A 26,449-nucleotide genomic window follows, 5' to 3' on the forward strand; every position below is an offset into this window, starting at 1 on the left:
AGCTTCGCGTGAAGCCCGCGCGATAGTGGGTTTCGGGCGATATGGCAAGATCAAAACCGCGCCGCACATGCGGCTACCGGCGCCAGAGATGCGCCTGGCTGGCAAACAGCCCCTGAAGTTTCGAGAGGCTTCGATTGAATGGCCCCGGAGAGGGGACGTCGCCCTGTTCCAGCCGGTCTGCGATGACCTCGACCGGGCAGGGCAGGCCCGTGACCGGATCACGGTAGCGCGGATAGGCGATGAGCGTCGCGTGCACCAGCCCCTCAAGGCTGGGCCGAGGGCCGGCGCGGCGGGCGGGCACCGGGCCAACGTCGCGCGTGAGGCCCCAACCTGCGTAGAAAGGCGCGCCAAGTGTCACCACGCGGCAGCCGCGCAAGAGCGCCTCGAACCCCATGAGCGAGGTCATGGTCCAGACTTCGTCGACGCAGGACAGCAATGCGCCCGCATCGACCCCGCGCAGGGTCATGTCGGCGTGCGTTTCGGGATGATCGATCGCTCCGGTGCGCAAGCCGGCCTCGACGTCCGGATGCGGCTTCCACAGGATCACCGCCCCGGGGTTCGCGGCCCGTGCGCGTTCCAGCAGGTCGGCGTTGCGGCGTATGTCGGGGCTGCCCAGCAGGATCGAGGCGTCGTCCTCGACCTGTCCGGGCACGAGGATGCGATGACCGGGCGGCAGCGGCGGCACCGCACCGCCGAGGTTGTATTTCGACAGCCCTCCCCGGGCGATGCGGCGGATGAGGGCGGCAGCGCGGTCGAGCTGATCGGCGGGCAGGTCGACCGAGGCGGCGATCAGCTGTTCCAGCCGCGACGCGCGGGTCGGATCGTAGTAGATGCCCAGGTCGTCGCAGACCAGCGACAGCGGGGGCACCAGTTCGGCGCCAAGCCCGCGCGAGCGGAGGAATCCGTCCTCTACGCGGGTGATAACCTCGCCCGGCGCGGCCTTGCCCGCCCAGACCATGCACGGGCGGTCGAGTGCATCGGCCCTGGCGCGGGCCTTCGCAGGGTCGTCTTCGAAGATCAGGCGCTTTTCGGCGCCGAAGAAGCGCTGTAGGGGCTCGCGTTTCCACAGGCGCATGCCGCTCGCGACCCAGCCGCGGCGGTCCTGCCGCCAGGCGGTGGCGCGGGCCTCGAGACCGGCCAGCACGTCTTCGATCTCGCACAGGCGGTCGCGATAGGGGTCATACCAGGCGGGGTAGAGGATCATCGCGGCGGCGAAAAGCTGCGCGCGGGTCAGCTGGCGTTCGCGCCGCGGCACCGGGCGGTCGTCGTCGGTGAGCCCCCAGCCGGCGTAGAAGGGCTGGCCGAAGACGCGGGGCTTGTGACCGGCGAGGATCGCCTCGAAGCCCAGTTGCGAGGACACCGTGTAGACCCCCACCGCGCCGTCGAACAGCGCCCAGGGCGACACCGGCCGGTCCAGAAGGCTGATCCGGTCGTTGCAGTCGGCGTCGATGAAATGCCCGGCGCGGTGGCCTGCGGCGGTTTCGGGATGTGTCTTTATGACGACGCGGGCGCCGGGGTGTTCCTCTTGCGCAAAGACAAGCATCTCGCGGAACCGCCCGCGATCGGCGGCGCTGGCGCGGACCGAGGCATCGCCGCGGGTCTGGTCGATGACCAGCACGTAGCCCGGTTCGGGCAGAGGCGCGTCTGGATAGACGGCGGAATACTTGGTCAGATGCGCGCGGCGCAGCCAGTGCAGGGCGGCGCGGGCGCGGGCCATCAGCGCGGAATCGTCGAGCGGATGGGTCGCGAGCAGCGTTTCCAGCTCGGACGGCGTGGCGGGGTCGAAATGCACGCCGGCGCGGTCGATCAGCAGGCCTATCGGCGGCTCTCCGTCACGTCCGGGATGCAGCGAGCGCAGGAAGGCATCCTCGATCCGGATCAGCGGCGCGCCGTGGCGGGCGGCGATGGCCTCGCCGCGGTGGGCGATGGGCGACTGGCCCCAGACGGCCACAGCATCACCGTCACGGGGCAGGCCCAGTGCCACGCGGTAGCCGGACAGCGACAGGATCCGGCGCAGGCGCGGCTGGGTCAGGAAACCGCCGTTGTAGACGCACAAACGCCGGGGAGTGCGGTCCCCGGCGTTCGCGTCGTCCTGCCCGCGTGCGGGCAGCATGGGATCAGATGCCTTCGAGGGCGGTGGAGGCCGTGGCGACCGTGCCAACCGCGCTGAGCGATCCTGTCAGGGCGGAAATCGTCTTGTCCCACTGGGTGAACGGCGCTTCGGTCACGTAGAGCGTGTCGCCGTCGCGGACGACGAAATCGCGGGCCATGAACATGCCGTTGGGTTCGGTCAGGTCCAGAACATAGACCAGCCGCTGCGCGCCGATGAGGTCGGTGCGGCCCATCACCTGGTTGGCGATCTCGGCGGGTTCGTTGCGGAAGATGAAGACGCCGGTGGGATCGGCCGAAGCGGTCAGCAGACCGCCGACCTGGGCAATCGCCTCGACCGCCGACAGGGTCTGCGTCTCGAACGGCACGCGGGCCTGGGTGCCGGTGGCGCCAAGCGCCGTGAAGGCGCGGGTGTCTTCCTCGACCAGGATCTTGTCGCCGCCGCGCAGGGCGATGTCCATGGCCGGGTTCTCGTAGAGATCCTGGAACCAGATCTTGCCGGTCTGACCGCCACGCTGGACGGTGACCTGTGCGATCTCGGGCCGGATGGTCACGCCGCCCGCCCGTGCCAGCATCGACGACAGGGTGCGGGTCGGACGTTCGATGGCATAGACGCCCTGGCCGCCGACAGCGCCGGCAAGGCTCACGGTCGAGCCGTCCCCGGCGATGCGGCGCACCTGCACCTGCGGATCGGGGGTCTGTTCCTCGAGCTTGGAGGTGATGATCCGGCGGATCGCTTCGGGCGAATTGCCCGATGCCTTGATGCGGCCAGCGTAGGGCACGAAGATGAAACCCGATCCGTCGACCTGCACCTCTTCGAGGATGGTGGAGTTCGACGCCTCGCCGGACAGCAGCCCGTCATCGACGTTTTCCCAGATCGTCAGGCCCAGGGTGTCGCCGGGGTTGATCACGTCCGATCCGACCACGCCGGCACTCTGGAAGGTCTCGCTGAAGCCGAGCGCCGGCACCACGGCGGTGGCGCGGGTCACGCGGTCGTTGACCGACACGACGAAGGCGTCGCCCTGGCGTTGTACCGATCCGGCAAAGATTTCGCGTTTTGTGGGGCCAACGCGCGGCAGGCCGCAGGATGCCAGAATCGACACCGCGGCCAGCAGGGCGATCGCTCTCGCCCGACGGGTGGGGGAGGTATTCACTGCTCGGTCTCCTCGACCTGTTATTGTTCTGCCTCAGGTTTTTCTTTTAACCTACGGGACTCCTGCCCAAAAAGCCAGTCGCAGGTATTCGGCGCCCTAACGGACGACGCGCAACTGTTGCCTTGGAGCCGCGGTTCCGAGCAGCAGCGCGTCGTAGGGATCGTCCTCTGCCAGCATCATATCGACCACATGCCGCAGCAGTTGCCGGCGCCCGCGCGCCGAGTAGAAGCCGCCGGGAAGCTGCGATGTTTCCAGCAGGTAACGGCGGTAATCCTTGTAGGCGCGGTTGTCCGGACGGGCGGGAGTGGCGAAGAATTCGGCCAGCGGCTGGTCCGAGACGAACTCCGGCTTGGCATAGACCGCGTCGCCGAAGACCTTGAGCGGAATCCCGCGCCAGAGCACCTGCTGGGCGGCGGTGGAATTCACCGTCACGGCGGTGCGCGCGTCGTTCAGAAGCTGCGCCAGCTTGCCGCCGCGCACGAAGTGCACCCGGTCCGAGACGCCATGCGCCTTGGCGAAGTCGCGGATCGCGCGGCGCACCGGCACACGGCCGTCCTCGAGCGGATGCGCCTTGAAGACCAGGTGATGATGCCCCGGCGCGCCCTTGGCGAAGCCCTCGATCACCAGTCCGAGGAAATCGGTCATGGTGGAGAAGGGCGAATGCATCTGGAACGAGCTGTCGTGTTCCAGTTGCAGCAGTGCCAGGTGATAGGGGAAGCCGCCCAGCCGGATGCGCTGGGTGGCGACGATCCGGTCGAGCGCCGTCAGCGGCAGGGTCAGCAGGCGTTTGACGTAGAGCCGGAACTCCTGCGCCACGGCGAGGCTGCGGTGCGGGCGGAAGTTGCGGTAATCGCCGTTCCGGAACATCACGAACCAGTGGTAGAGCGCGCCGTAGAAGATGTGGTGGCGCATGTCGCCCCAATGCGCGGGCGGCAGCGGCGCCTCCATGTCGGACTGGCGCAGGGCGTCCTGCATCTGCGCGATGGACATCTCTGTCAGCCGCGAATGGCCGTTCGATCCGCCCCGTTCGTAGGTCACCCAGTAGGGGCGCATGTAGCCTTCCTCGAAGACATGCACGGTGACGCCGCGGGCGTGGGCGGCGGCGACGGCCTCGGCGTGGATCGAGCGCGTGTCGCCGTAGAGCACGATGTCGGTGACGCGGCGCTCGGTCAGCAGGGCGCCGATATGGGCGGGCCAGTCCTCGGTCGTGCCGCGGTAGGGCAGGTAGCTTGCGGAGTGGAACCAGAAGGCGCGGTCGCCGGCGTTGAACCCGACGCGCCAGACCTCGGCGCCGGTCTTGCGCAGCATCTTGCCCAGCTTTGAAAAGAACGGCCCGTGCGGCCCCTGCAGGAACAAGAAGACCCGTTTCTGTCCGGTTGCGTTGCTCATATCGACAGGCTATCCCTCCGCTCGGATCAGGTGTAGCGCCTGAAGGCGGCGAAAATAAGGCCCCATTGCCTTGCGGCGGGAGGGCCCGAAAGGGGCAGAGCCATGTTTACCGGCATCATCACCGACATCGGCGAGGTCCGGTCGCTGGAGCAGCGCGGCGACCTGGGCGCGCGGATCGCCACGCAATACGACACCGCCGGGATCGAGATCGGTGCCTCCATCGCGTGCAACGGCGTGTGCCTGACGGTCGTGGCCCTGGGCAGCGACTGGTTCGACGTGCAGATCAGCGCCGAGACGGTGAGCAAGACCAACATCGGCGCCTGGTCGGTGGGCTACCGGGTGAACCTTGAGCGCGCGCTCAGGGTGGGCGACGAACTGGGCGGGCATATCGTGTCCGGGCACGTGGACGGGCAGGCCGAGGTGATCCGGGTGGCCGAGGAGGGCGACAGCACCCGCGTCACCCTGCGTGCCCCCGAGGCGCTGGCGCGGTTCATCGCGCCCAAGGGGTCGGTGGCGCTGAACGGCACCTCGCTCACGGTGAACGAGGTCGAGGGCCGCGACTTCGGCATCAACTTCATCCCGCACACCAAGGTGGCGACGACCTGGGGCGACGTGCAGGAAGGCGACATGGTCAACCTCGAAATCGACACTCTGGCGCGCTACGTGGCGCGGCTGGCGGAGATGTCCTGACGGCGGTGGAGCCGTTCATCGTGGGGGCGGAGAGGCGCCGTCCGCTGCGCTTTTTGCGGATCGGGGCAACGGAATCGCCCTTCGGGCGATACGAGAGACGCTGTCTCTCGTGCTCTCTGGAGGTTTATCGGCAAGATGAAGGCGGATCAGGCTCGGGCGCGGCGCGCGCGGGCCAGCGCGAGGTGCAGGCCGAGACCTGCGAGATAGGCGGTCATCACCGCCAGCAGCCCCGCGGTGGCGCCGCCCAGTCCGAGGATCGCGAGCAGCAGCGGCATGCCCAGCAGGTTGCCGACATTTCCCATCTGCGCGAGCGCGCCGTTGGCCAGGGCCCGGTCGGCGGGGTCGGAAGCCAGTTCGGGCACCGCCGCGAAGCTGGCCGATTGCACCAACGCCAGCGCGGCAAAGAGCGCGAAGACCGGCCAGAGGGGGCCCGGCAGGGCCAGAAGCGCGGCGACCGCGATGGCGGAGGCGGCGAAGCCCAGCAGGATCACCTGCACCGCACTCAGCTTGCGCAGCAGGGCCACCCCCAGCGTCAGCGCCACCGCGATCGAGGTCAGCGGCAGCGCGCCCAGCAGCCAGCCGGGCGAGGACGGCTCCATGACCGCCGGAAGCAGCGTCAGCAGCGACACGAAGGTCAGCGTGTAGCAGAGCCAGCCGAGGGCCGGGGCGCTGAGCGCCGGCGAGCGGTAGATCGCCGCGTGGCGTGCCAGGACCGCGCGCCAGGTCAGGGGGTCGGTGACCCGCACGAGGCGGGCGGTCGGCAACAGGACCGAGAGCCAGAGCGCCATGGCGGCCATCCAGGCGCCGTGCAGCGCGAAGAGCGCGCCGGGGCCGTGGCTGTCGACCAGCGGCAGGCCGGCCCAGGCGAAGAGCGCGAAGGCGACACCGAAGAAGGTGGACCAGAGCGTCAGCGCCGCGCCGCGCCAGCGGTCCGCGACCGTCTCGGAGATCAGCGTCGGCGCCGCGACGACGATCACCAGGTGGGACAGCCCTTCGACCAGCCGCGTCGCCAGCAGCGCCCCGAGCCCCGGCAGGATCGCTTGCGCCAGCGACAGCGCCGCGCCGAGCCAAAGCCCCCAGAGCAGCATCCGCCGCAGACCCAGCCGGGCCACGATCATGCCGGCGACGACACCCAGGAGCGCGCCGAGCAGGGAAATCAGCGACACGGCCAGGCCCAGGCTCGTCCCGGCCTGCGGGTAAAGCGCCTGCAGCGCCGGGAAGGCGACGGCGATCTTGGCGAACTGCCCGGCGGCCCCAAGGCCCGCGAGCCAGAGCACGACGACGGTCAGGGCAGGGTCGGCGGGCCGGGTCATGGCGTCCTGATGCCACAGCGCGGCGCGGCCCGCCAGAGCGCGCGCCTGTGCTTCTCCGGTTTTCAATAACCCTCGGGGGAGTCCGCCCTGGCGGACGGGGGCAGAGCCCCCAGCGGTGCCGGCGTCACTCGGCCGGCTGGAACCCTTCGATCAGCTGGCGCAATCCGAACGCGGCGCCGGCAAAGATCGCGGCGAAGGTCACCGGCGCGGACCAAGCCAGCACCGAAAAGGCCGACAGCCCCTGTCCGATGGTGCAGCCGAGCGCCACGACCGCGCCCACGCCCATCAGCGCCGCGCCGACGATCTGCCGGCGCAGCTCGCGCGGGTCCTCGCAGGCCTCCCAGCGGAAGTGGCCCTTGATCAGCGACCCGGCGAAAGCGCCGATCCAGACCCCGGCGACGGAGCCCACGGCAAAGCTCACCGGCCGGACCGAGCCGGTCATCCACCACAGGATCGCCTCGCCCAGCGGCGCGGAAAAGCTGTGCGACACCGGCGCGATCGGCTCGAAGCCGTGGGCGCGGATATAGCTCGTCCCGGCCCATCCGGTCAGGATCGCGGCGCCGACGATTGCGGCCCAGAAGACCGTGCCGGGCGTTTGCCAGAGCGCTTTCGAGGCCAGCGACGCCGCCAGCAGTGCCAGTCCAAGGGCGATCCCGATCGCCGGGGCGCCCAGGCCGGTCAGGCGGGCCAGCCCGTGCGCAATGCCGGGCAGCCGGTCGTCGGTCACCGCGTCGATGGGAAAGAGCGCGGCGCGCAGCGGTGCGAGGGGCCCGCTGACTGTGGCATAGGCGGCGACGCCCATGACCAGCACGATGACGAAGCTGCGCAGATCGCCGCCGCCCAGCCGGGCCAGCGCGCCGTAGCCGCAGTTGCCCGCCAGCGCCATGCCGTAGCCGAAGGCCAACCCGCCCAGGACCGACCCGAGCGGGTTCCAGTGCAGCCCGAGGTAGAGTGTGTCAGCCGCAGGAAGCGCCCCGGTCGCGATCAGCGCGAAGGTGCCGACGATCGCGACGCCGATGGCGATGCCCCACATGCGCAGCCGCAGGTCCGACCCGCCGTAGAGTCTGTCCTCGATGGCGCCCAGGGTGCAGAAGCGGCCCAGCCGCGCCGCGAGGCCCAGCAGGATGCCGCCCACGACGCCGACCAGCGCCGAAGCGCCGTATTCTCCGATCAGGTCGATCATGCCGGGGCCCTCCCTCTGCCCAGACAGTCCGGCGCGGTTCCCGCGCGCCCCGTATGCGTGGTGTCAGTCGTCGTTGCAGAAGAGCTCGTAGACGCATTCGAGCATCTTGCGCGGCTTGTCGTCGGCGAGGCGGTAGTAGATCGCCTTGCCGTCGCGGCGCGGCACCACCAGCCCCTCGAGCCGCAGGCGCGACAATTGCTGGCTGACTGCGGCCTGGCGGGCCGACAGCAGGTCCTCGAGCTCGGTCACGGATTTCTCGCCCGACACCAAGTGGCAAAGGATCATCAGCCGCCCCTCGTGGCTGATCGCCTTGAGAAAGGCCGAGGCTGCGGTGGCCTTTTCGAGGATCCTGTCGAATTCCTCTTCGCTCATGTCGTCGCGCAGAACGGGCAGGGCGGTCATGGCATCATCCCTCAGAGTCGGTCACGGGGGTCGCGGCAGAGACATCAGGTTCGAAACCCGCGTGTTCGGCCAGCATCATCGACAGCAGGCCCCAGAAGAAATCCGCGCCCGGGTAGCCTTCGATGCGGGCCTGTTCGGTGCCGTCCTCGACCAGGATGAAGGTCGGGGTGAAATTCACCTTGCGGTCATAGGTGATTCCCTCGGGTGGGCCGTCGCGCAGATCGGCGCGCAGAAGCGGCGCGTGCCGGCCTTCGCGGGTCTTGGGGTAGGCCTCGGCGATCTCTTCGTCCCAGCGCTCGCAGTAGACACAGCCGGGCTGTTCGACCATGACGAGCCGCGGCTCTGCCAGGGCAGTGACCGGAGCGAATGCCCAGAGGACAAGGACGGGCAGGGCGAATGTGCGCAGCATCGGACTTCTGTTTGACCTTCTTCGGTTGCACAACGTAATATGAATATGTGAATTAAACAAGGAGCCCGTCGCCCGTGCTCGATATCTCGTTCGCCGGTGCAGCACTTGCGGGGCTGCTGAGCTTCTTCACTCCCTGCATCCTGCCGATGGTGCCCTTCTACCTGTGTTACATGGCAGGTCTGTCGATGGCGGAACTGCGCAGCGACGCCGGCATCCCGCCGGGCGCGCAAAAGCGTCTTGTGCTGTCGTCGGTGTTCTTTGCGCTGGGAGTGACGACGATCTTCGTCCTACTGGGTATGGGGGCGACGGCGGTGGGCCGGGCCTTTGCCGACTGGATGGACGTGCTGAAATACGGCGCCGCGGCGCTCTTGCTGGTCTTCGGGCTGCATTTCCTCGGGATCATCCGCGTGCCGATCCTCTACCGCGAGGCGCGGGTTGACAGCAGCGCGGAGCCGACGACTGTGCTGGGCGCCTACGTCATGGGGCTGGCCTTCGGGTTCGGCTGGACGCCCTGCGTCGGCCCGGCGCTGGCGTCGATCCTGATGATCGCCAGCGGCATGGGCGACATTACCCAGGGGGGGCTACTGCTGCTGGTCTACGGGCTGGCGATGACGGCGCCCTTCGTGGTCGCGGCGCTGTTTTCCGGGCCGTTCCTGCGCTGGACCGCGCGGCACCGGGACAAGCTCGCGCATGTCGAGAAAGTGATGGGCGGGATGCTCATCCTCTTTGCGATCCTGATCGCGACCGATACGGTAAACCTGATTGCCGATGCCATGATCCGGTGGTTTCCCGGATGGGTGTCGCTGAGCTGACGCTTGGGAGGGCGAAACATATGAAACACTGGATGACGGGACTTGCGGCAACGCTGATCGCCCTGCCGGTCTGGGCGGCTGAGCTGGGCGACGACGGCCTGCACAAGACCGACTGGATGCGCGACACCTTCAAGGACCTGCGCGACGACCTGGCCGAGGCCAATGACGAGGGCAAGCGGCTGGTGCTCTTCTTCGAGCAGCGCGGCTGCATCTACTGCACGCAGATGCATGAAGAGGTGTTTCCCGATCCCACGATCTCGAACTACATCGAGGAGAACTACTTTGTCGTGCAACTGAACCTGCATGGCGACATCGAGGTGACCGACCTCGACGGAGAATCGCTGTCCGAGAAGGAGATGGCGCGGAAGTGGCGGGTGATGTTCACGCCGACCATCATGTTCCTGCCCGAAGAGGTGCCCGAGGACACGTCGGCCGCCGAGGCCGCGGTTGCGGTGATGCCGGGCGCCTTCGGAAAGGGCACCACGCTCGACATGTTCACCTGGGTCAATGAAAAGCGATACCTGCTTGATAACGGTGAGGATTTTCAGCGATACCACGCGCGGATGATTCAGGAACGCGACAACGGCAAGACCGACTGACCGGCCGTGCGTTGAGCGGTATTTATTCACTTCTGTGAATTTGTTGTTGCGTGTGTGTGGGCCGGTGGCCTACGGTATACCGGAACGATCCGCCGTCAGAGCGGAAGAGACAAGCCTAGGGAGGGAACATGAGGCTGACAGCAATCACGATGGCCGCGAGCCTGGTGGCGGGGGCGGCCCTGGCCGACGCGGTCGCGCCGGGCGACGTGACCTACACCGAATACGGCGAAATCGAAACATCGCTCAGCGGCGCGCCCGGCGACGCCGAGGCCGGCGCCAAGGTGATGACCACCCGCGGCCTGGGCAACTGCGTGGCCTGCCACAAGGTCGACGCGCTCGACGCGGCGTTCCAGGGCGAAGTCGGCCCGCCGCTCAACGGTGTCGGCGGGTATCGCAGCGAAGCGGAACTGCGCGGTATCGTGGCCAACGCCAAGATGACTTTCGAAGGCACGGTGATGCCGGCCTTCTACAAGACCAGCGGCTTCATCCGCCCCGGAGACGGTTACACTGGCAAGGGGGCTGCAGAAGAGGACCTTGAACCGCTGCTGACGGCACAACAGATAGAAGACGTGGTCGCCTACCTGATGACGCTCAAGGACTGAGCAGGCCCCGCGGCCTGCCCGAGACTGCACGAGATTAAGGAGATAACTCATGGATTTCACGAGACGCGAGACACTGGCGATGACCGCCGGTGCAGCGCTGATGACGGTCCTGCCGTTCCGCGCCAACGCAGCGGTCGATGACATGATCGCGGAGTTCACCGGCGGTGCCGACATCGCCGATTCCGGTGTCGAACTGACGGCACCCGAGATCGCCGAAAACGGCAACACCGTGCCGATCGAGGTCGCGGCCCCCGGCGCCAGCGCCATCATGGTGCTTGCCGCGGGCAACCCGACCCCGCCGGTCGCCACGTTCAACTTCGGCCCGCTGGCCGCAAGCCAGGCCGCAAGCACGCGGATCCGCCTTGCCGGTACGCAGGAGGTGATCGCCATCGCCAAGCTCGAGGACGGCAGCTTTGCCCGCTCTTCGAAGATGGTGAAGGTCACCATCGGCGGCTGCGGCGGCTAAGTCAGACACAGCAGAGACACAAGGAGACGAGAAAATGGCATCTGGAGTCAAACCCCGCGTCAAGGTCCCCAAGTCGGCTGCGGCTGGCGAGGAGATCACCATCAAGACGCTGATCAGCCACCCGATGGAATCCGGCCAGCGCAAGGACAGCGACGGCAACACCATCCCGCGCTCGATCATCAACCGCTTCACCTGCGACTTCAACGGCGAGAACGTCGTCGACGTGAAGATGGAGCCGGCGATTTCCACCAACCCGTATTTCGAGTTCACCGCGACGGTGCCCGAAGCCGGTGAATTCAAGTTCACCTGGTACGACGACGACGGGTCGGTCTACGAAGACGCAAAAGAAATCGCCATCGGCTGAAACCGGTGCGCGGCCCTGTCCCCGAACCGCGGGACAGGGCCGATTCCAGGGAGGGACAGACATGAATTTCAAGGCAATGACCGCCGTTGCGGCCGCGCTGATCGCCACGGCGCCGGCGCTGATGGCCGGCGGCCCGGACGATGACACCATGGTCATCAACGGCGAGATCGAGATGACCACCAAGACCGAGGCGCCTGCGCACATGGAAGGCACCGGCATCGACACGATCATCTCGGGCTGGCACTTCCGCGAGGACGAGACCCAGAGCCAGCAGCTCGACGATTTCGAGAACCAGGGCATGATCTTCGTCGACAACGCCCGGGACGCCTGGGACACGGTCGAGGGCGAGGCGGGCGAATCCTGCGCCTCCTGCCATGGCACGCCCGAGGACATGGCCGGCGTGAAGCCGGTCTATCCCAAGTACGTCGACTCCGCCGGCGAGGTGCGCACCCTGCAGATGCAGATGAACGCCTGCCGGACCGAACGGATGCAGGCTGAGGCCTGGGGCTACGACGCCCAGCCCGCCATCGAGATGGAGGCGTTGATGAGCTCCGTGTCACGCGGCATGCCCGTGGATGTGGCCATCGACGGACCCGCCGCCGAGGCCTGGGAAATGGGCAAGGAGATCTACTACACCCGCTACGGTCAGCTCGAACTGGCCTGCGCGTCCTGCCACGAGGAAAATTACGGCAACTATATCCGCGCCGACCACCTGAGCCAGGGCCAAGTCAACGGCTTTCCGACCTACCGCCTGAAGAACGCCAAGCTCAACGGCGTGCACAGCCGGTTCCGCGGCTGCGTGCGCGACACCCGTGCCGAGACCTTCAGCACCGGCAGCCCGGAATTCGTGGCGCTGGAGCTTTACGTCGCCTCGCGCGGCAACGGTCTTTCGGTCGAAGGGCCGTCGGTTCGCAACTGACCCATGACCCCGCGCGCCTCGAGCTGCGCGGGGTTTTTCGCTCGCGAAATATGCACACATGCGAATGTGTGGGCTGCAAACGGAAAGACCCTCCCGATGATCTCCAGACGCGATTTCCTGCAAGTCTCGATGGCCACCACCGCGCTGGTGGGCGCCAGCGGTTTCGGCAACTGGTCCCGGCTGGCCGCGCAGCAGGCACTGACGCAGGACCAGCTGTTGCAATTTGACAGTTTCGGCAACCTGACGCTGATCCACGTGACCGACATCCACGCACAGCTGAAGCCGATCTATTTCCGCGAACCCGAGGTCAATATCGGCGTCGGCCCGAACCGGGGCGAGGTGCCGCATATCACCGGCGCCGATTTCCGCAAGCTTTACGGCATCGAGGACGGCAGCCCGTCGCATTACGCGCTGACATACAATGACTTTTCCGCGCTGGCGCAGGAATACGGCCGGGTCGGCGGGCTCGACCGCGTGGCCACGGTGATCAATTCGATCCGCGCCGAGCGGCCGGACGCGATCCTGCTGGATGGCGGCGACACCTGGCACGGCTCCTACACCTGCTATCACACGCAGGGGCAGGACATGGTCAACGTGATGAACGCGCTCAAGCCCGATGCGATGACCTTCCACTGGGAATTCACGCTCGGGTCGGACCGCGTGCGCGAGCTGGTTGAGGGGCTGCCCTTCGGCGCGCTGGGCCAGAACATCTTTGACGCCGAATGGGACGAACCGGCGGAGCTGTTCAAACCCTACCAGTTTTTCGAACGCGGTGGTGTCAAGGTCGCGGTGATCGGCCAGGCCTTCCCCTACATGCCCATCGCCAACCCGGGCTGGATGTTCCCGGAATACAGTTTCGGCATCCGCGACGAGCGCATGCAGGAAATGGTCGACGAGGTGCGCGGGCAGGGCGCGGAATGCGTCGTGCTTCTGAGCCACAACGGCTTTGACGTCGACAAGAAGATGGCCGCGCAGGTGACCGGCATCGACGTGATCCTGTCGGGCCACACCCATGATGCGCTGCCCGAGCCGGTGCTGGTGGGCGAGACGATCGTGGTGGCCTCCGGCTCCAACGGCAAGTTCGTGAGCCGCGTCGACCTCAATATCCAGGACGGCCGGATGATGGGCTTCCGCCACAAGCTGATCCCGATCCTGTCGGACGTGATCGCGCCCGATCCGGCGATGACCGCGCTCATCGACGAACAGCGCGCGCCCTTCGAATCCGCCATGTCCGAGGTGATCGGCCAGTCCGGCGGGCTGCTCTACCGGCGCGGCAACTTCAACGGCACTTGGGACGACGTGATCTGCGATGCGCTCTTGTCCGAGCGCGAGGCAGAGATCGCCATGAGCCCCGGCGTGCGCTGGGGGCCGAGCCTTCTGCCCGGGCAGGACATCACCCGCGAGGACATCTGGAACGTCACCTCGATGACCTATCCCAATGCCTACCGCACCGAAATGACCGGCGAATTTCTCAAGATCGTGCTCGAGGACGTGGCCGACAACCTCTTCAATCCCGATCCCTACTACCAGCAGGGCGGTGACATGGTGCGCGTCGGCGGCATGGGTTACCGCATCGACGTGACGAAGCCGGCGGGCGAGCGGATTTCCGAGATGACGATGCTGGCGACCGGCGAGCCCATCGACCCCGCGCGCAACTACGTCGTGGCGGGTTGGGCCAGCGTCAACGAAGGCACCGAGGGCCCGCCGATCTGGGAGGTGGTCGAGGCGCATATCGCCAAGCTCGGCACGGTCGAAGTTGGCGAGAACACCAGCGTCGAGGTTGTCGGCGCCTGAAAGGTTGCACGGCGGGTGCCGCGGGTGCCCGCCGATTTTTCTGCAAAAATCATTCACATAGGCGAATGTGATGATGCGAGAGGAGTCAAAGATGACGCAAGACAGCAAGAGCGGCACCTCGCGCCGGGCGTTCCTGCGGGGCACGCTGGCGGCCGGGACGGCCGTCGCCGGTGCCGGCATGGCCCGGGCCGCGGGGCCGGATCCGCTGATCACCGAGGTGCAGCCCTGGGCGCAGGGCCTGGGCGACGGAGTCGACGCGACGCCTTACGGCCTGCCTATCGAATTCGAATCCGACGTGATCCGCCGCAACGTGCCCTGGCTCACGGCCGATCCGATCAGCTCGATCAACTTCACCCCGATCCACGCGCTCGACGGCACGATCACCCCGCAGGGCTGCGCCTTCGAGCGGCACCATTCCGGCGCCATCGAACTCGCGAAGCCCGACTACCGGCTGATGGTCAACGGCCTTGTCGAAAAACCGCTGGTCTTCACCTATGCCGATCTCGAACGCTTCCCTCGGGAAAACCACGTCTATTTCTGCGAATGCGCCGCGAACACCGGCATGGAATGGGCGGGCGCGCAGCTCAATGGCGCGCAGTTCACTCATGGCATGATCCACAACATGGAATACACCGGCGTGTCGCTGCGCACCCTGCTGGAAGAGGCGGGCGCGGACCTTTCCGGCGACAAGTGGGTCTATGTCGAAGGCGCCGACGCGTCCTCGAACGGCCGCTCGATCCCGATGGAGAAGGCCCTGGACGACGTGCTCGTTGCGTTCAAGGCCAACGGCGAGGCTTTGCGCAAGGAGCACGGGTACCCGGTGCGCCTCGTCGTGCCAGGTTGGGAAGGCAACATGTGGGTCAAGTGGCTGCGCCGGATCGAGGTCATGGACGGCCCCGTGGAAAGCCGCGAGGAAACTAGCAAGTACACCGACGTGATGGAAGACGGCTCGGCGCGGAAATGGACCTGGGTGATGGATGCGAAATCGGTCGTCACCAGCCCCAGCCCGCAGTCGCCGATCACCCACGGCGCCGGCCCGCTGGTCATCACCGGCCTGGCCTGGTCCGGCCACGGCAGGATCACCCGCGTCGACGTCAGCAAGGACGGCGGGATGACTTGGGAAACCGCGCGCCTGGCGCGCGAGGGGGAGAACAAGGCGCTGACGCGCTTCTACCTCGACACCGAATGGGACGGCTCCGAGATGCTGCTGCAAAGCCGCGCCATGGATGAAACCGGCTATGTGCAGCCCACCAAGGCGCAGCTGCGCGAGGTGCGCGGGCTGAACTCGGTCTATCACAACAACTGCATCCAGACCTGGCACGTGAAGGAAAACGGAGAGGCGGAAAATGTCGAAGTTTCTTAATCTTGCAACCGCCGGCGTGCTGATCGTCATGGCCGCTCCGGCCTTTGCGGAGAGCTACGGCCTGGGACGCGAGGCGCTGCCCGAAGAGATCGCCGCCTGGGACCTGGACGTCAGCCCCGACGGCACCGGCCTTCCGCCCGGCTCGGGCTCGGTCGAGGATGGCGAGGCGATCTTTGCCGAGGCCTGCGGCGCCTGCCACGGCGTCTTTGCGGAAGGCGTGGGCAACTGGCCCAAGCTCGCGGGCGGTGACGGCACGCTGGCCAACGAAGACCCTGTCAAGACGGTGGGCAGTTACTGGCCGTACCTGTCCACCACCTTCGACTACGTCCACCGCTCCATGCCCTTCGGCAATGCGCAAAGCCTGACCGCCGACGAGGTCTATGCGATCACCGCTTATATCCTTTACTCGAACTTCATCGTGGAGGATGATTTCGTCCTGTCGAACGACAATTTCACCGAGGTCGAGATGCCCAATGCCGACGGCTTCTTCGTCGATGATCGCGCCGAAACCGAGTACCCGATCTGGTCGGGCGAACCCTGCATGCAGAACTGCAAGGACTCGGTGGAAATCACCATGCGCGCCACGGTTCTGGACGTGACGCCCGAGGAAACCGCCGAGGAGGCGGCGCCAGCGGCTGAGGAGGCGGCGGCGGAGCCTGCGCCTGAAGCGGCCGTCGAGGAAACGGCGGCCGTCGACCCCGAACTGGCGGCGGCGGGCGAAAAGGTGTTCCGCAAATGCTCGGCCTGCCACCAGGTGGGCGAGGGCGCCAAGAACCGCGCCGGTCCGCAATTGAACGGCATCGTCGGGCGTGACATCGGCGGTGTCGACGGGTTCCGCTATTCCGGCACCATGGCCGATCACGGCGGTGTCTGGGACGAGGCGACGCTTGCGGCCTTCCTCGCCGACCCGCGCGGCACCTTTAAGGGCACCAAAATGGCTTTTGCGGGTCTGAAGAAGGAGGACGACGTCGCCGCGGTCATCGCCTATCTCAAGGACGCCTCTGCCAATGCGAACTGATTTCGCGACACTGGCGCTAGCGGCGACGCTGGCGCCGCTTGCCGCCCTGGCTGAAGAACTGGTCGTGCCGGACGGGATCATGGATCTCGACGGAGATCCGGCCTACGGCGCCTATCTCGGCGGCGAATGCGCCGGGTGCCACCAGCTTGACGCCTACGACGGGATTCCGCCTCTGCACGGGCTGGATCGGGAACACTTCATCCTGGCGATGCTCGAATACCGTCAGAAGCTGCGCGCCAATCCGGCGATGCAGCAGGTGGCCGGGCGGCTGTCGGATGAAGAGATCGCAGCCCTGGCTGCGTATTTCAACGAGTCCGACTAACCGGACCGATTTAGGGAGGAGTTACCATGTTATTGAACAGAAGAGGATTTCTGGGCACCGGCGCGGCTGCGCTGAGCCTGGCGGCCCCGATGGTCCGCGCACAGGGCAAACCGCGCGTGGTCGTCCTGGGCGGCGGCGCGGGCGGCGCCACGGCGGCGCGCTACATCGCCAAGGACAGCGCAGGCGCCATCGACGTCACGCTGATCGAACCGTCGCGAAGCTACTACACCTGCTTTTTCTCGAACCTCTACCTGGGCGGCTTCCGCACGCTGGAAAGCCTCGCGCATTCCTACGGGACGCTGGCGTCGGAGTATGGCATCAACGTCGTGCACGACTGGGCGACCGGCGTGGACCGCGACGCCAAGACCGTGGCGCTGGCGGGCGGCGGATCGGTGCCTTACGACCGGCTGATCCTGAGCCCCGGCATCGACTTCGTCGACGGGTCCGTCGAGGGCTGGTCGCTGGCCGCGCAGAACGCCATGCCCCACGCCTACAAGGGCGGATCGCAGACCGAGCTTCTGAAGGCCCAGCTTGAAGACATGCCCGAAGGCGGCACCTTCGTCATGGTCGCGCCGCCCAACCCCTACCGCTGCCCGCCCGGGCCGTACGAGCGCGTGTCGATGGTGGCGAGCTACCTCAAGGCCAACAATCCCACGGCCAAGATCATCATCTCGGATCCCAAGGAGAGCTTTTCGAAACAGGCGCTGTTCGAGGAAGGCTGGAACCAGCACTACTCGGGCATGATCACCCGGATCGGGCCGGATTTCGGGGCCGAGAACACGTCGGTGAACCCCACCGACATGACCGTCGACATCGACGGCGAGGTGGTGAACGCCGCTGTGGTCAACGTCATCCCGGCGCAGAAGGCCGGTCTGATCTGCGAGAGCGCAGGTCTGACGGATGGCAACTGGGCGCCCGTGGTGCCGGAAACCATGCAAAGCCGGATGGACGAGAACATCCATATCCTCGGCGATGCGGCGGCGCAGGGCGACATGCCGAAATCGGGCTTTTCGGCCAACAGCCAGGCCAAGGTCTGCGCCATGGCGGTGCGCGGCGCGCTCACCGACTCGCAGGTCTTCCCGGCGCGCTTCTCCAACACCTGCTGGTCGCTCATTTCCGAGAACAACGGCGTCAAGGTCGGCGCGTCCTACGAGGCGACCGAGGAAAAGATCGCCAGCACTGGAGGGTTCATCAGCGACACCGGCGAGGATGCGGCCCTGCGCGAGGCGACCTACGAGGAAAGCATCGGCTGGTACGCGGGCATCACCTCCGACATGTTCGGCTGATCACGGTTCAGGGGGCGGCGCCTTGTGGCCCCCGACTCCCGGCGGCGCGCTCCTGAACCGGGCGCGCCGTTCGGCGTTTCAGTGCATCCTGCCGCCCAAAGGCACGTCGCGATCAGGCGCCAGAAGCACGATGGCGCCATCCGCGTCCGAGACGCCCAGCACCAGCACTTCGGACATGAACGGCCCGATCTGGCGCGGCGGGAAGTTCACCACCGCCATGACCTGCCGCCCGACAAGCGCCTCGGGCGTGTAATGCACCGTGATCTGGGCGCTGGTCTTCTTCTCACCGATCTCGGGGCCGAAATCGATCCACATCTTGATCGCCGGTTTACGCGCCTCGGGAAACGGCTCTGCCCGGGTCACGCGCCCGGCGCGGATGTCGACTGCGGCGAAATCGTCGTAGCTGATCTCAGCCATCGGCCAATTCCCTGGACCGGCGGGCGGCGGCGGCGACGGTGGCGCGCATCAGCGGCGGCAGGCCCTTGTCCTCGTCCATCAGCACCTCCAGACCCGCCTGGGTCGTGCCGTTGGGGCTGGTCACGTTGCGGCGCAGTTGGCCCGGATCCTCGCCCGACATGGCAAGCTGTCCGGCCCCGGCAACCGTGGCCCGCGCCAGTTGCAGCGCAAGGTCCGGCGCCAGCCCCTCGGCCTCTCCGGCGGCGGCCAGGCATTCGATCATGTGAAAGACATAAGCCGGACCCGAGCCGCTGACGCCTGTCACGGCGTCCATCTGCCTCTCGTCCTCGAGCCGCACCACCTCGCCCACGGCGCTCAGCAGCAGGTCCGCCTGGTCGAGGTGCAGATCGTCCGCGTGGGCGTTGCCGATGATCGCGGTGATGCCGCGGCCGACGGCGGCGGGGGTGTTGGGCATGGCGCGGACGACCGGCGTCTCGGACCCCAGCAGCCGCTCGAATGTGGCGATGGGAATGCCCGCGGCGACCGAGACGAAGAGCGTCGTGCCATTGCCCAGGGCCTGAAGCGACGGCAGCGCATCACCCATCATCTGCGGTTTCACCGCCACAAGAACCAGCGCCGGGTCGTCGGGTAGCCCGTCGTTTAGCGTCACGCCCGTGCCCTGCAGCCAGTCCGACGGGTTGGGGTCGATGACCCAGACCGATCCGGCGGGCAGGCCCCGGTCCAGCCAGCCTTCGAGCATGGCCGACCCCATCTTGCCGCAGCCCAGAAGCACGAGCCCGCGCTTCGCAATTTGCGTATCCTTCATGATGCTCTCCTGCGCGTCCCGCTGGCTGCGTGGCGTGTTCCGACGCCCCGTTCAGCCCGGCTGCGTCACGATGATCGCACCTCGGTCCGTCGCGACGACCGTGTGCTCGTACTGGACTACCGGCGCCGGCGGGGCGCTGTAAAGGGTCCAGTCGTCTTCGCCCTCGGTCGCCCAGAGGCCGCCTCGGGACAGGAACGGCTCGACCGTGAGCACCAGCCCGTGGTTGATCCGCCGGCGGTCGCCCAGGACCGGCCATGTCGGGATCTCGCCCGGCGCCTCGTGCAGGGCGCGGCCGACACCGTGGCTGGCGAGGTTTCGGATCAGAGTGTAACCCCGCGCCTCGGCGAAACGTCCGATGGCGCGTCCGATCCCGGCCAGCGGCCGGTCGCTGCCCACCTGCGCGATGCCGATCTGCATGGCCCGCCGGCCATCGCGGCACAACCGGTCGACCGACGGCTTGACCGGCGCCATGCGAAACGAGGCGCCGGTGTCGGCAAAGTACCCATCCTTGGAGGCCGAAACGTCGATATTCACCAGGTCGCCAGCCCGCAGCACACGGTCGCCGGGGATGCCGTGGGCGATTTCCTCGTTCACGCTGATGCAGCTGGCACCGGGAAAGCCGTAGGTGTCCTCCGGCGCCGGAATCGCGCCGTCGCGCTCCAGCAACCGTCGCCCGATGTCGTCGAGGTCCCGCGTGGTCATGCCGGGTTCCATGGCACGGGCCATGGCCTGCAGGGTGTTGGCGACGATGCGCCCGATGACCTTGAGCCCGTCAAGCTCTTCGGCTTTGGTGATCGTCATGTCCTGATCCTCGTTTTCGTACGTCCGACAAGAAAAGGACCGGTCGCCCGGCCCTTTTCAACGCGCGTCAGGGAGGAGAGTTACGCGCGCCCGTACGCCTCCGCAATGGCCACCTGCAGGGCCTCGCGGGGGGTCTTGTCGCTGTAGACCATCAATTGGAACGCCGGGTAGTAACGTTCCGCGCTCAGCACGGCGGCGGTGATCAGCGTGTCGATCTGCTCGGGGCTCGCGACGTTGCCGCCCGCCAGGACCAGGCCGTAGCGGTAGACCATCAGCTGCTGTTCGGCCCAGTAGCTGAACGCCCCGGCCCAGCACTGGTCGTTGACCGAGTTGAGCCCTTCGTAAAGCTGCGGCAACTTGTTCGCAGGCGGCTCCATCTCGAAGGTGCAGATCAGCCGCAGGGTCTCGTCGTAGCCCGACCAGGCCAGGGTGATCGAATAGGTGCGCCACTGGCCTTCGACCGCCATGGCGATCTGGTCATCGGCGATGCGCTCGAAATCCCAGTCATGGTGTTCGGCCAGATGCTCGACGATGTCGATCGGGTGAATATCCTCTTCCAGGTACTGCTCGGACAGGGCCATGGCGCCACCTCTGTTGTTGTGTAGCGACCGGGTTCGGCAGTGTCCCAATCGCTAGGTGCCTGCTCTAGGAACGGGGGCTGTTCCCACGTCCCTTACCAGATATGGTGCCTGTGTCGGGTAGCGTCTGTAAAGCTATATTTTTGGGGATAAGACGATAAGTTGTGGATGAAGCGGGGGTGATGCCTAAATAGCGGCATGTTCAGTTGCACGAACCTGTGTCGCAGGGGGGCGCGTGGGAGACGGGCTTGCAGGCGAAGGCCGGTGTGGCTGTAGCGTGACATCAGGTTTTACAGAGTTTGACACGCAAAATTGCAGCAGACGATTTTTCAGGCGGAGCCGTTTGAAGAAGTTGTGAAGAAGCCCTCAAACCGCATTTTCAACCTGCTGCCCGTCGCTCTCTGAAGGATGGCATGACTGGCACGTCCTCCGGAAGCTCTGCGGTAAGCTCCTGAGCCTTGCCACCGGCGATCGCCAAGAGCATTTCTCGCTGAGCGAGGTCGCGGGGGTTTTTGAAGGCGGCTCTGGCCGATTTCTTTCGTCCGATCGCCGCCGCCGTCACTGTATCCAGCATCGCCGGCACGTTGATCACCGCTCCCGCGAACATCTCGGCGATGGTGATAATCTGAACGGCCGGGATCGGACCGAAGAGGGTATCGACCTTGCCGAATTCCCGCGCAGCATCGCGCATGCCCTTTGTCGGTTCGTGCGCGCAAACCAATACGCCTATGGCCTTGTCGTCTTTGGTCAATCGGCGCTGGGTCTGAACCGTCCCGCCAAGATCTCGAACCATCCCTGGGTTGAGACTGCGCCCACCCTTTACAGAGACGATCCCTCGGCTACGATCATCGCTGGCTGTTAGATAGTAGAATGTTCCGTCGATCCCGCCATCTCCCCGGAACTTGCCAGAGTGCATTGCACCCAAAGCTGTAACCGCCCATTCCTCGAACTTGAAAGGGTGGTTTTCGGCCAGCCACATTGCACCGTCGGCGCTCTTCGGGATGCCGAAAACGTCGTATTTTACGTTCGGAAAATGGTGTTTCAAGCGGTCTTGAACGACATGCATCGATTGAACCGCCACGTCGATCCCGATCCATTTGCGGCCCAGCTCCTCAGCTGCGTGTAGAGTGGTGCCACAGCCGCAGAACGGATCAAGTACGACGTCGCCAGGATTTGAAGATGTTTCGAGTATCCTCTGCAACAGAGTGATTGGTTTCTGTGTAGGATATCCAAGACGCTTATCTCCCTTTTGGAATGAAATGTCGGACCACAGATCCTGCAGCGGCACGCCTGGCATCTCGTCAAGAAAGCGCTTGTATTCCGGCATGCCGTCGTAGGTATGCCTGATCCGGCCCTCATGAGCCATGATCTTCATGTTCGTCAGCGAATAAGCCCAAAATCGGCCAGAGTACGGTTGAACCGCTTTGTACTCCCAGCCTCTTTTTGGATTGAGCCATTCATCGTCGGTGTCGGCGGTCCAACGGACACGAGCGGCGACCGGCTTCTTCACACGCCAATCGTAGGAAACGTCTCCACCGTCTTTGGCCGCAGTCAAATCACCTCTTCTGAAGCGGCGGCCGGTTTCATCGATAAGCTTGTAATCCCGCCCCGTGTACTCTTCGGAATAAGGTGTAAATTGAGCGTTCCAAACCCATTTGCGTGATTTTCTGTAGTAGAGAAGGGTGTCATGCACGTGCCCGAAGTTTTTCAGACCTTGTGCAGTATCGTTATGCGCAGAGGAGCGCTTCCAGCAAATCTCTGAGCCGAACTGACCCGGTCCAAATATCGAATCCAGAACAATTTTCAGGTAATGGCTCGCGGTCGGGTCACAGTGAAGGTACAGGCTTCCGCTAGGTTTTAAAGCTCTGTGCAGTTCCAACAATCGTGCGATCATCATGGTTAGATATGCGAGCATGTCGTTCGTGCCCAAAATGAGACGCAGCGAGCTCAGAACGTCCGCTGCCTTGCCAGGCATCGCCAGCACATCCTCAAAAGTCTCCTCTGCCGCATCTCCCCATGACCAGGTATCGTCGAATGTCGCGATCTGGGAGTCCGCCCATTTGCTCTTGTCTGGACTTTTGAAAAGAAGGTTGTAGTTCGCGTTCGAATTAAACGGTGGGTCCAGATAGATCAGATCGACGCTCTCGTCGGGGATGTATTCCCGCAAGATGTGCAGATTATCGCCAAAATAAAACGCGTTCTTCATTTCGATCTCCACCCCCCAGGGTGGCGCGACATGCGCGCAAAGATACTCCGCAAAGTGGACGCCATTCTCCAAGCAAAAATAGCACCATTTAAATTTCGCCAAGGTTCATGGTAACGGTGCAACCAGCATATGCCGTCGATTATCGGCATAGGCCCATCATCTTGAAGTCCGGTTAAATTCGGTCTCGTTGATCTCTCCAGTTGGCCCGGCCGCAAGCGCAACCTCTCCCGAGCGACACGCCGCCGATTACGCCGCGATCGTCATCCCAGGATGCCGCTCGAGGAACAGGTTGCGGACCGCGGTGCGGATCTCGGCGCCGGTCGAGGGGAAGACCAGGAATTCCTCGATGAAACCGTCCAGGGGCGTGGAGAAGCTGTTGCCCACGTCCGTCCGGATCGAGCCGATGCGGAAGCGCTGGCCGGCGGCGACGGGGCCGCAGTTGGGGGTGCCGCTGACCGCCTGCAAGACGCCGTTGACGTAGATATTGGCGGTGGCGAGGCCGGTGAACTCGACCACCAGCGCCATCAGGCCGCCGCCATTGGCGCCGGTCACGGTGGCGGTCAGCTGGGTCGGGCCGTTGCGGCGGGTGTAGGCGTTGATCTCGCCCGCACCGCCGAAGCCGATGGCCATGATGTTGCTGCCGTCCCCCAGCGTGTCGCCCGAGATCGCGAAGCCGCCGCTGCCCGCGGGCTGCTGCATCAGTAGCGCCACGGTCATCCGGTTTACGCCATCGGTGCTGACCTCGGGCAGGACCGCGTTGGCCGAGGACAGCAAAGTCCCCATGGCCACCGGCGTTGTGGCGGGCGACGCCTGGCCCATGTTGAACCGGCCGTCCGTCCCGGCGTTGCGCGGCACCCGCTGCGCGCTGGTGGTGTCCTCGGGGTGTCGGATCAGGTATTGCGGCAGGCCGTCGAGGCCCATCACATGCCCCGGCACGTTGACGATGAAGCCGTCGGAGCCGGTCTCGTCATCGGCGTAAAGCCCGCCGAACCAGCTCTTGGGTTTCTCGCGCCAGGCGGGCTGGCCCAGCAGGTCGAGCAGCGCGCCCTCGGCGGGCGTGTAGAGCTGCGCGGCCCCGGCCGGCGCGATGACCGACCCGTTGGTGACTTTCTGTTCGAGGACGTATTTCGCGGGCATGGTGTTGCTCCTTTAGGCCGGCAGGGCGACGCCGGGGTTGGTGGTGTAGCGGTAAAAGGCATCCGGCGCGTTTGCCGCGGCCAGGTCTTCGATCACCAGCGCGGTGATCAGCTCGTTCCAGGTGGTGCTGCCTGGCGTGCCGGCGGCGACGGTGCCGCCGCTCTGGCCCACGTAGGTTTCGGACCGGCCGCGGTCGTACATCACCACAAAGCGCCCGGTGTAGCGGCCCAGCCTGTCGCGCAGGAAGACGATGCTGGGATAGGTGACCTTGGGCCGCGCCCGGCCGTCCAGCAGCAGCGGCGGCAGCCACAACGCGTCGCGCCCGTCACTGCCCTTTAGGCTCAGCATGACCGACATGTCGAACCGGCCATTGTTGTTGTTGAAGCCCCAGACCAGCCGCCCAGAGGGGCTGCGCGCGATGGTCGACTTGGAACTGGCGCTGGCAAGCTCGCGCTCGGCATAGGACGGCGCCTCGTCCGACCAGTGCTTGCCGCCGTCGTAGGACCGCCGCTCGTAGGTGCCTAGATCGGTGCGCTGGATCAGCCAGAGCTCGTCGCCGCCAACCGGCACGGCACAGGGTTCGGGGAAGTCCTCGATGCCCCGGTCGAGCAGCGCGGGCAGCTCGCTGATCACCTCGGCATGGGCCCGGACCTCCGTGACGACGCCCTGCACCTTGGTCTCGTGCAGGCGCAGGCGGCAATAGCGCGGGATACGGTCCTTGTTGCGCGGTTCGGAGGAATCAGGGAACCCCGACACGAAGAACCGATGTTCCGACCCCTCGTAATGCGACTGGAAGGCGAAGCCATAGCCGAAGAACGTCTGCGGCCCGATGACGAAGGTGCCGGGCGTCTCGAGGTCCAAATCAGGCGGCGTCCCGGTGTCCGGGTTCTGGATCACCCAAGCGCGGTTGGTGTGCAGAGCGCTGCCCAGCTTGAACGCGATGCTGAAGACCAGGTAGCCTTGGTGGGTGTAGAAGAACTGGCAATCCTGCACGAGCGCGTTCGGATCGCCCGCGTAGTGGACGATTGCGACCGGGTGCCAATTCAAATCGTCGGTCGCGCCATCGGTCGCGGGCGGCGTGCCGGTGAGATCGTCGTCGCACATCTCGATCAGCATGAACATGTCGTAGCCGGTGTGTTCGGGATTGGTGCCGAGCGGGCCGTTGTTGCCGTAGTAGCCGCGCCAGAGCCGGCCGCTGCGATAGGTGTGCGTCCCCACCGGGTCCATCCGGTTGACCATCGGCAGGTAGGCGTTGATCGCGGCCGGGTCGGTGATCACCGTGACCGGGCCGCCGGGGGTGTTGAGCGGGTCTTCGTCGGGCGGGCCGTTCAACTCGAGATCGGCGCGCCAGGCCGCGGCCTCGTCGGCAAGGCCGATCCCGGCCGCGGCCAGCAGTTCCGACGACAGCGGCGGAACCTCGGCATCGGCGCGGGCGGCGTAGGCGGGCAGCTCTGGACTGGCCTGGATGACCTTGCCGGCGGTGTCGGTCTGCACCACGCCCATGCCGGCCAGCGCCGGATCGGCAGTCAAGACGTAGCGCGGAGTACCGAGAACGGCTGGCTGGCTCAGGCTCACGACCTTGCCGGCCGCGTCGGTCACTGCGGCGCCCGCCGCCTTCAGCAGCGGATCGACCGTCAGCACCCAGCGCCCCTGGTCCCGCGCCAGCGCATCCACCGCGTCGTTGGTGCGCGTCACCTGCGCCAGCGCGTCGAGGCGCACCACGCCGCCATCCGCGTCTGTGACCACGCTGTCGCCGTCGCGCAGCCCGGCCACATCGTCCGCCACCAACACCATGCGCGGCACCTCCGGCACCTTTTCAGCGACGGCCGTCACCGCTTCGGCCGAGGCCGCGCCGATGTTGCCCCGCGCAGCGGCGGGGTCCAGCACGTCGCCCAGGTTCGCCGCCGTCGCAAGCCGCGCGACCAGCGCCGCGGGCGACGGCACGGTGGTGATCAGCGTGGCTACCGGCCCCGCGTCATGACGATATGTGTCGTAAGAGATGTCCGGGTCGGCGTTGGCGACGTTGAACTGCGCCCCCTCCACGGTCGCCGCCAGCCCGGCCGCTGTGTCGGGATAGACCGGCGCATTGGTGAAGGCCTGCTCCTCGAGCGTGTCGAGCCGTGCATTCGTCGGCTCGGCGTCGGCCTTGGCGGCGAAGGCAACGGACATGGCGGTCGTCCCCAGGAGCTGGGTCCCAAGGTCGGTCACAGCTTGGCGGCCGGTCGATCCGCCGGAATTGCCCAGAACCTCATCAAGTGTCGTCTTGATGCCGACGCTGGTCGATTTGACGCCGCTTTCAGCCATGTTGAAC

General features: G+C 66.1%; 26 protein-coding genes. 12 read left to right on the plus strand and 14 right to left on the minus strand.

Annotation, left to right across the window (positions count from 1 at the left end; translation table 11 throughout):
* Positions 1 to 73: 73 nt before the first annotated feature.
* The 3 genes from DU478_RS17285 to DU478_RS17295 form a co-directional block, all read right to left on the minus strand.
* Positions 74 to 2,113, minus strand: coding sequence for a capsular polysaccharide biosynthesis protein (locus DU478_RS17285; RefSeq protein ID WP_114512217.1), 2,040 nt, complete (start codon positions 2,111 to 2,113; stop codon positions 74 to 76).
* Between the two features lie 4 nt (positions 2,114 to 2,117).
* Complete coding sequence (locus tag DU478_RS17290; protein ID WP_233501390.1) at positions 2,118 to 3,263, minus strand: polysaccharide biosynthesis/export family protein; 1,146 nt, start codon at positions 3,261 to 3,263, stop codon at positions 2,118 to 2,120.
* A gap of 96 nt (positions 3,264 to 3,359) precedes the next feature.
* Complete coding sequence (locus tag DU478_RS17295; RefSeq protein WP_114512218.1) at positions 3,360 to 4,652, minus strand: capsule biosynthesis protein; 1,293 nt, start codon at positions 4,650 to 4,652, stop codon at positions 3,360 to 3,362.
* Between the two features lie 102 nt (positions 4,653 to 4,754).
* Between DU478_RS17295 and DU478_RS17300 the strand changes: the two genes are divergently transcribed.
* On the plus strand, positions 4,755 to 5,342 hold the full coding sequence (locus tag DU478_RS17300; protein WP_114512219.1) for a riboflavin synthase: 588 nt from the start codon (positions 4,755 to 4,757) through the stop codon (positions 5,340 to 5,342).
* 146 nt (positions 5,343 to 5,488) lie between these two features.
* Here DU478_RS17300 and DU478_RS17305 read toward each other — a convergent pair whose 3' ends face one another.
* From DU478_RS17305 to DU478_RS17320, 4 genes are all read right to left on the minus strand, one after another.
* Positions 5,489 to 6,655, minus strand: a complete 1,167-nt coding sequence (locus tag DU478_RS17305; protein WP_114512298.1) for an MFS transporter — start codon at positions 6,653 to 6,655, stop codon at positions 5,489 to 5,491.
* Positions 6,656 to 6,779: 124 nt separating this feature from the next.
* On the minus strand, positions 6,780 to 7,838 hold the full coding sequence (locus DU478_RS17310; protein ID WP_114512220.1) for a YeeE/YedE family protein: 1,059 nt from the start codon (positions 7,836 to 7,838) through the stop codon (positions 6,780 to 6,782).
* A 63-nt stretch (positions 7,839 to 7,901) separates the two neighbouring features.
* Positions 7,902 to 8,240: an ArsR/SmtB family transcription factor gene (locus DU478_RS17315; protein ID WP_114512221.1), complete on the minus strand. Its 339-nt coding sequence runs from the start codon at positions 8,238 to 8,240 to the stop codon at positions 7,902 to 7,904.
* A 4-nt stretch (positions 8,241 to 8,244) separates the two neighbouring features.
* A complete protein-coding gene (locus DU478_RS17320) occupies positions 8,245 to 8,649 on the minus strand; it encodes a thioredoxin fold domain-containing protein (RefSeq protein WP_114512222.1) in 405 nt (134 codons plus the stop codon).
* 74 nt (positions 8,650 to 8,723) lie between these two features.
* Between DU478_RS17320 and DU478_RS17325 the strand changes: the two genes are divergently transcribed.
* The 11 genes from DU478_RS17325 to DU478_RS17375 all read left to right on the plus strand — a co-directional run bounded on the left by DU478_RS17325 (position 8,724) and on the right by DU478_RS17375 (position 18,194).
* The gene (locus tag DU478_RS17325; protein ID WP_114512223.1) at positions 8,724 to 9,461 is read left to right on the plus strand and encodes a cytochrome c biogenesis CcdA family protein; all 738 of its coding nucleotides are present in this window, start codon (positions 8,724 to 8,726) and stop codon (positions 9,459 to 9,461) included.
* A 20-nt stretch (positions 9,462 to 9,481) separates the two neighbouring features.
* Positions 9,482 to 10,060 (plus strand): thioredoxin family protein, encoded by a 579-nt coding sequence (locus DU478_RS17330; RefSeq protein WP_114512224.1) that lies wholly within the window; start codon positions 9,482 to 9,484, stop codon positions 10,058 to 10,060.
* Positions 10,061 to 10,188: 128 nt separating this feature from the next.
* Positions 10,189 to 10,662 carry a sulfur oxidation c-type cytochrome SoxX gene (gene soxX, locus DU478_RS17335; RefSeq protein ID WP_114512225.1) on the plus strand — a complete coding sequence of 158 codons (474 nt, stop codon included), beginning with the start codon at positions 10,189 to 10,191 and terminating at the stop codon, positions 10,660 to 10,662.
* Positions 10,663 to 10,711: 49 nt separating this feature from the next.
* Positions 10,712 to 11,128, plus strand: coding sequence for a thiosulfate oxidation carrier protein SoxY (gene soxY / locus DU478_RS17340; RefSeq protein ID WP_114512226.1), 417 nt, complete (start codon positions 10,712 to 10,714; stop codon positions 11,126 to 11,128).
* 34 nt (positions 11,129 to 11,162) lie between these two features.
* Positions 11,163 to 11,492: a thiosulfate oxidation carrier complex protein SoxZ gene (soxZ, locus tag DU478_RS17345; protein WP_114512227.1), complete on the plus strand. Its 330-nt coding sequence runs from the start codon at positions 11,163 to 11,165 to the stop codon at positions 11,490 to 11,492.
* Positions 11,493 to 11,553: 61 nt separating this feature from the next.
* Complete coding sequence (soxA, locus tag DU478_RS17350; protein ID WP_114512228.1) at positions 11,554 to 12,411, plus strand: sulfur oxidation c-type cytochrome SoxA; 858 nt, start codon at positions 11,554 to 11,556, stop codon at positions 12,409 to 12,411.
* A 96-nt stretch (positions 12,412 to 12,507) separates the two neighbouring features.
* A complete protein-coding gene (gene soxB, locus DU478_RS17355) occupies positions 12,508 to 14,205 on the plus strand; it encodes a thiosulfohydrolase SoxB (protein ID WP_114512229.1) in 1,698 nt (565 codons plus the stop codon).
* A gap of 91 nt (positions 14,206 to 14,296) precedes the next feature.
* Complete coding sequence (gene soxC, locus DU478_RS17360; RefSeq protein WP_114512230.1) at positions 14,297 to 15,568, plus strand: sulfite dehydrogenase; 1,272 nt, start codon at positions 14,297 to 14,299, stop codon at positions 15,566 to 15,568.
* Entirely contained in the window at positions 15,552 to 16,586 is a 1,035-nt protein-coding gene (locus tag DU478_RS17365; RefSeq protein WP_114512231.1) for a c-type cytochrome, read from the plus strand. The genes soxC and DU478_RS17365 overlap by 17 nt, the downstream gene beginning before the upstream one ends.
* Positions 16,576 to 16,908 carry a c-type cytochrome gene (locus DU478_RS17370; RefSeq protein WP_114512232.1) on the plus strand — a complete coding sequence of 111 codons (333 nt, stop codon included), beginning with the start codon at positions 16,576 to 16,578 and terminating at the stop codon, positions 16,906 to 16,908. Before DU478_RS17365 ends, DU478_RS17370 begins: the two co-directional genes overlap by 11 nt.
* Before the next feature lie 26 nt (positions 16,909 to 16,934).
* Positions 16,935 to 18,194, plus strand: a complete 1,260-nt coding sequence (locus tag DU478_RS17375; protein WP_114512233.1) for an NAD(P)/FAD-dependent oxidoreductase — start codon at positions 16,935 to 16,937, stop codon at positions 18,192 to 18,194.
* Between the two features lie 78 nt (positions 18,195 to 18,272).
* Here the strand turns inward: DU478_RS17375 and DU478_RS17380 are convergent, their stop codons facing one another.
* From DU478_RS17380 to DU478_RS17410, 7 genes are all read right to left on the minus strand, one after another.
* Entirely contained in the window at positions 18,273 to 18,611 is a 339-nt protein-coding gene (locus tag DU478_RS17380; RefSeq protein WP_114512234.1) for a tRNA-binding protein, read from the minus strand.
* Positions 18,604 to 19,416, minus strand: coding sequence for a pyrroline-5-carboxylate reductase (gene proC / locus DU478_RS17385; protein ID WP_114512235.1), 813 nt, complete (start codon positions 19,414 to 19,416; stop codon positions 18,604 to 18,606). The genes DU478_RS17380 and proC overlap by 8 nt, the downstream gene beginning before the upstream one ends.
* A gap of 51 nt (positions 19,417 to 19,467) precedes the next feature.
* The gene (map, locus tag DU478_RS17390; protein WP_114512236.1) at positions 19,468 to 20,217 is read right to left on the minus strand and encodes a type I methionyl aminopeptidase; all 750 of its coding nucleotides are present in this window, start codon (positions 20,215 to 20,217) and stop codon (positions 19,468 to 19,470) included.
* An 80-nt stretch (positions 20,218 to 20,297) separates the two neighbouring features.
* Positions 20,298 to 20,798 carry a type III secretion system chaperone family protein gene (locus DU478_RS17395; RefSeq protein WP_114512237.1) on the minus strand — a complete coding sequence of 167 codons (501 nt, stop codon included), beginning with the start codon at positions 20,796 to 20,798 and terminating at the stop codon, positions 20,298 to 20,300.
* 376 nt (positions 20,799 to 21,174) lie between these two features.
* Positions 21,175 to 23,001, minus strand: a complete 1,827-nt coding sequence (locus DU478_RS17400) for a DNA methyltransferase (RefSeq protein WP_114512299.1) — start codon at positions 22,999 to 23,001, stop codon at positions 21,175 to 21,177.
* A 246-nt stretch (positions 23,002 to 23,247) separates the two neighbouring features.
* A complete protein-coding gene (locus DU478_RS17405; RefSeq protein WP_114512238.1) occupies positions 23,248 to 24,138 on the minus strand; it encodes a LamG domain-containing protein in 891 nt (296 codons plus the stop codon).
* 12 nt (positions 24,139 to 24,150) lie between these two features.
* Positions 24,151 to 26,442, minus strand: coding sequence for a sialidase family protein (locus DU478_RS17410; RefSeq protein ID WP_114512239.1), 2,292 nt, complete (start codon positions 26,440 to 26,442; stop codon positions 24,151 to 24,153).
* Positions 26,443 to 26,449: the final 7 nt, after the last annotated feature.

Source organism: Thalassococcus profundi, assembly GCF_003344785.1.
GTDB classification, from domain to species: Bacteria; Pseudomonadota; Alphaproteobacteria; order Rhodobacterales; family Rhodobacteraceae; genus Puniceibacterium; species Puniceibacterium profundi.

Coding starts and splice junctions, on each gene's coding strand:
- proC (WP_114512235.1), bottom strand. CDS start 19,416: ATGAAGGATACGCAAATTGCGAAGCGCGGGCTCGTGCTTCTGGGCTGC.
- soxX (WP_114512225.1), top strand. CDS start 10,189: ATGAGGCTGACAGCAATCACGATGGCCGCGAGCCTGGTGGCGGGGGCG.
- DU478_RS17410 (WP_114512239.1), bottom strand. CDS start 26,442: ATGGCTGAAAGCGGCGTCAAATCGACCAGCGTCGGCATCAAGACGACA.
- DU478_RS17375 (WP_114512233.1), top strand. CDS start 16,935: ATGTTATTGAACAGAAGAGGATTTCTGGGCACCGGCGCGGCTGCGCTG.
- DU478_RS17400 (WP_114512299.1), bottom strand. CDS start 23,001: ATGAAGAACGCGTTTTATTTTGGCGATAATCTGCACATCTTGCGGGAA.
- DU478_RS17330 (WP_114512224.1), top strand. CDS start 9,482: ATGAAACACTGGATGACGGGACTTGCGGCAACGCTGATCGCCCTGCCG.
- soxB (WP_114512229.1), top strand. CDS start 12,508: ATGATCTCCAGACGCGATTTCCTGCAAGTCTCGATGGCCACCACCGCG.
- soxY (WP_114512226.1), top strand. CDS start 10,712: ATGGATTTCACGAGACGCGAGACACTGGCGATGACCGCCGGTGCAGCG.
- DU478_RS17285 (WP_114512217.1), bottom strand. CDS start 2,113: ATGCTGCCCGCACGCGGGCAGGACGACGCGAACGCCGGGGACCGCACT.
- soxA (WP_114512228.1), top strand. CDS start 11,554: ATGAATTTCAAGGCAATGACCGCCGTTGCGGCCGCGCTGATCGCCACG.
- soxC (WP_114512230.1), top strand. CDS start 14,297: ATGACGCAAGACAGCAAGAGCGGCACCTCGCGCCGGGCGTTCCTGCGG.
- DU478_RS17310 (WP_114512220.1), bottom strand. CDS start 7,838: ATGATCGACCTGATCGGAGAATACGGCGCTTCGGCGCTGGTCGGCGTC.
- DU478_RS17370 (WP_114512232.1), top strand. CDS start 16,576: ATGCGAACTGATTTCGCGACACTGGCGCTAGCGGCGACGCTGGCGCCG.
- DU478_RS17295 (WP_114512218.1), bottom strand. CDS start 4,652: ATGAGCAACGCAACCGGACAGAAACGGGTCTTCTTGTTCCTGCAGGGG.
- map (WP_114512236.1), bottom strand. CDS start 20,217: ATGACGATCACCAAAGCCGAAGAGCTTGACGGGCTCAAGGTCATCGGG.
- DU478_RS17300 (WP_114512219.1), top strand. CDS start 4,755: ATGTTTACCGGCATCATCACCGACATCGGCGAGGTCCGGTCGCTGGAG.
- DU478_RS17405 (WP_114512238.1), bottom strand. CDS start 24,138: ATGCCCGCGAAATACGTCCTCGAACAGAAAGTCACCAACGGGTCGGTC.
- DU478_RS17305 (WP_114512298.1), bottom strand. CDS start 6,655: ATGACCCGGCCCGCCGACCCTGCCCTGACCGTCGTCGTGCTCTGGCTC.
- DU478_RS17320 (WP_114512222.1), bottom strand. CDS start 8,649: ATGCTGCGCACATTCGCCCTGCCCGTCCTTGTCCTCTGGGCATTCGCT.
- DU478_RS17395 (WP_114512237.1), bottom strand. CDS start 20,798: ATGGCCCTGTCCGAGCAGTACCTGGAAGAGGATATTCACCCGATCGAC.
- soxZ (WP_114512227.1), top strand. CDS start 11,163: ATGGCATCTGGAGTCAAACCCCGCGTCAAGGTCCCCAAGTCGGCTGCG.
- DU478_RS17365 (WP_114512231.1), top strand. CDS start 15,552: ATGTCGAAGTTTCTTAATCTTGCAACCGCCGGCGTGCTGATCGTCATG.
- DU478_RS17315 (WP_114512221.1), bottom strand. CDS start 8,240: ATGACCGCCCTGCCCGTTCTGCGCGACGACATGAGCGAAGAGGAATTC.
- DU478_RS17380 (WP_114512234.1), bottom strand. CDS start 18,611: ATGGCTGAGATCAGCTACGACGATTTCGCCGCAGTCGACATCCGCGCC.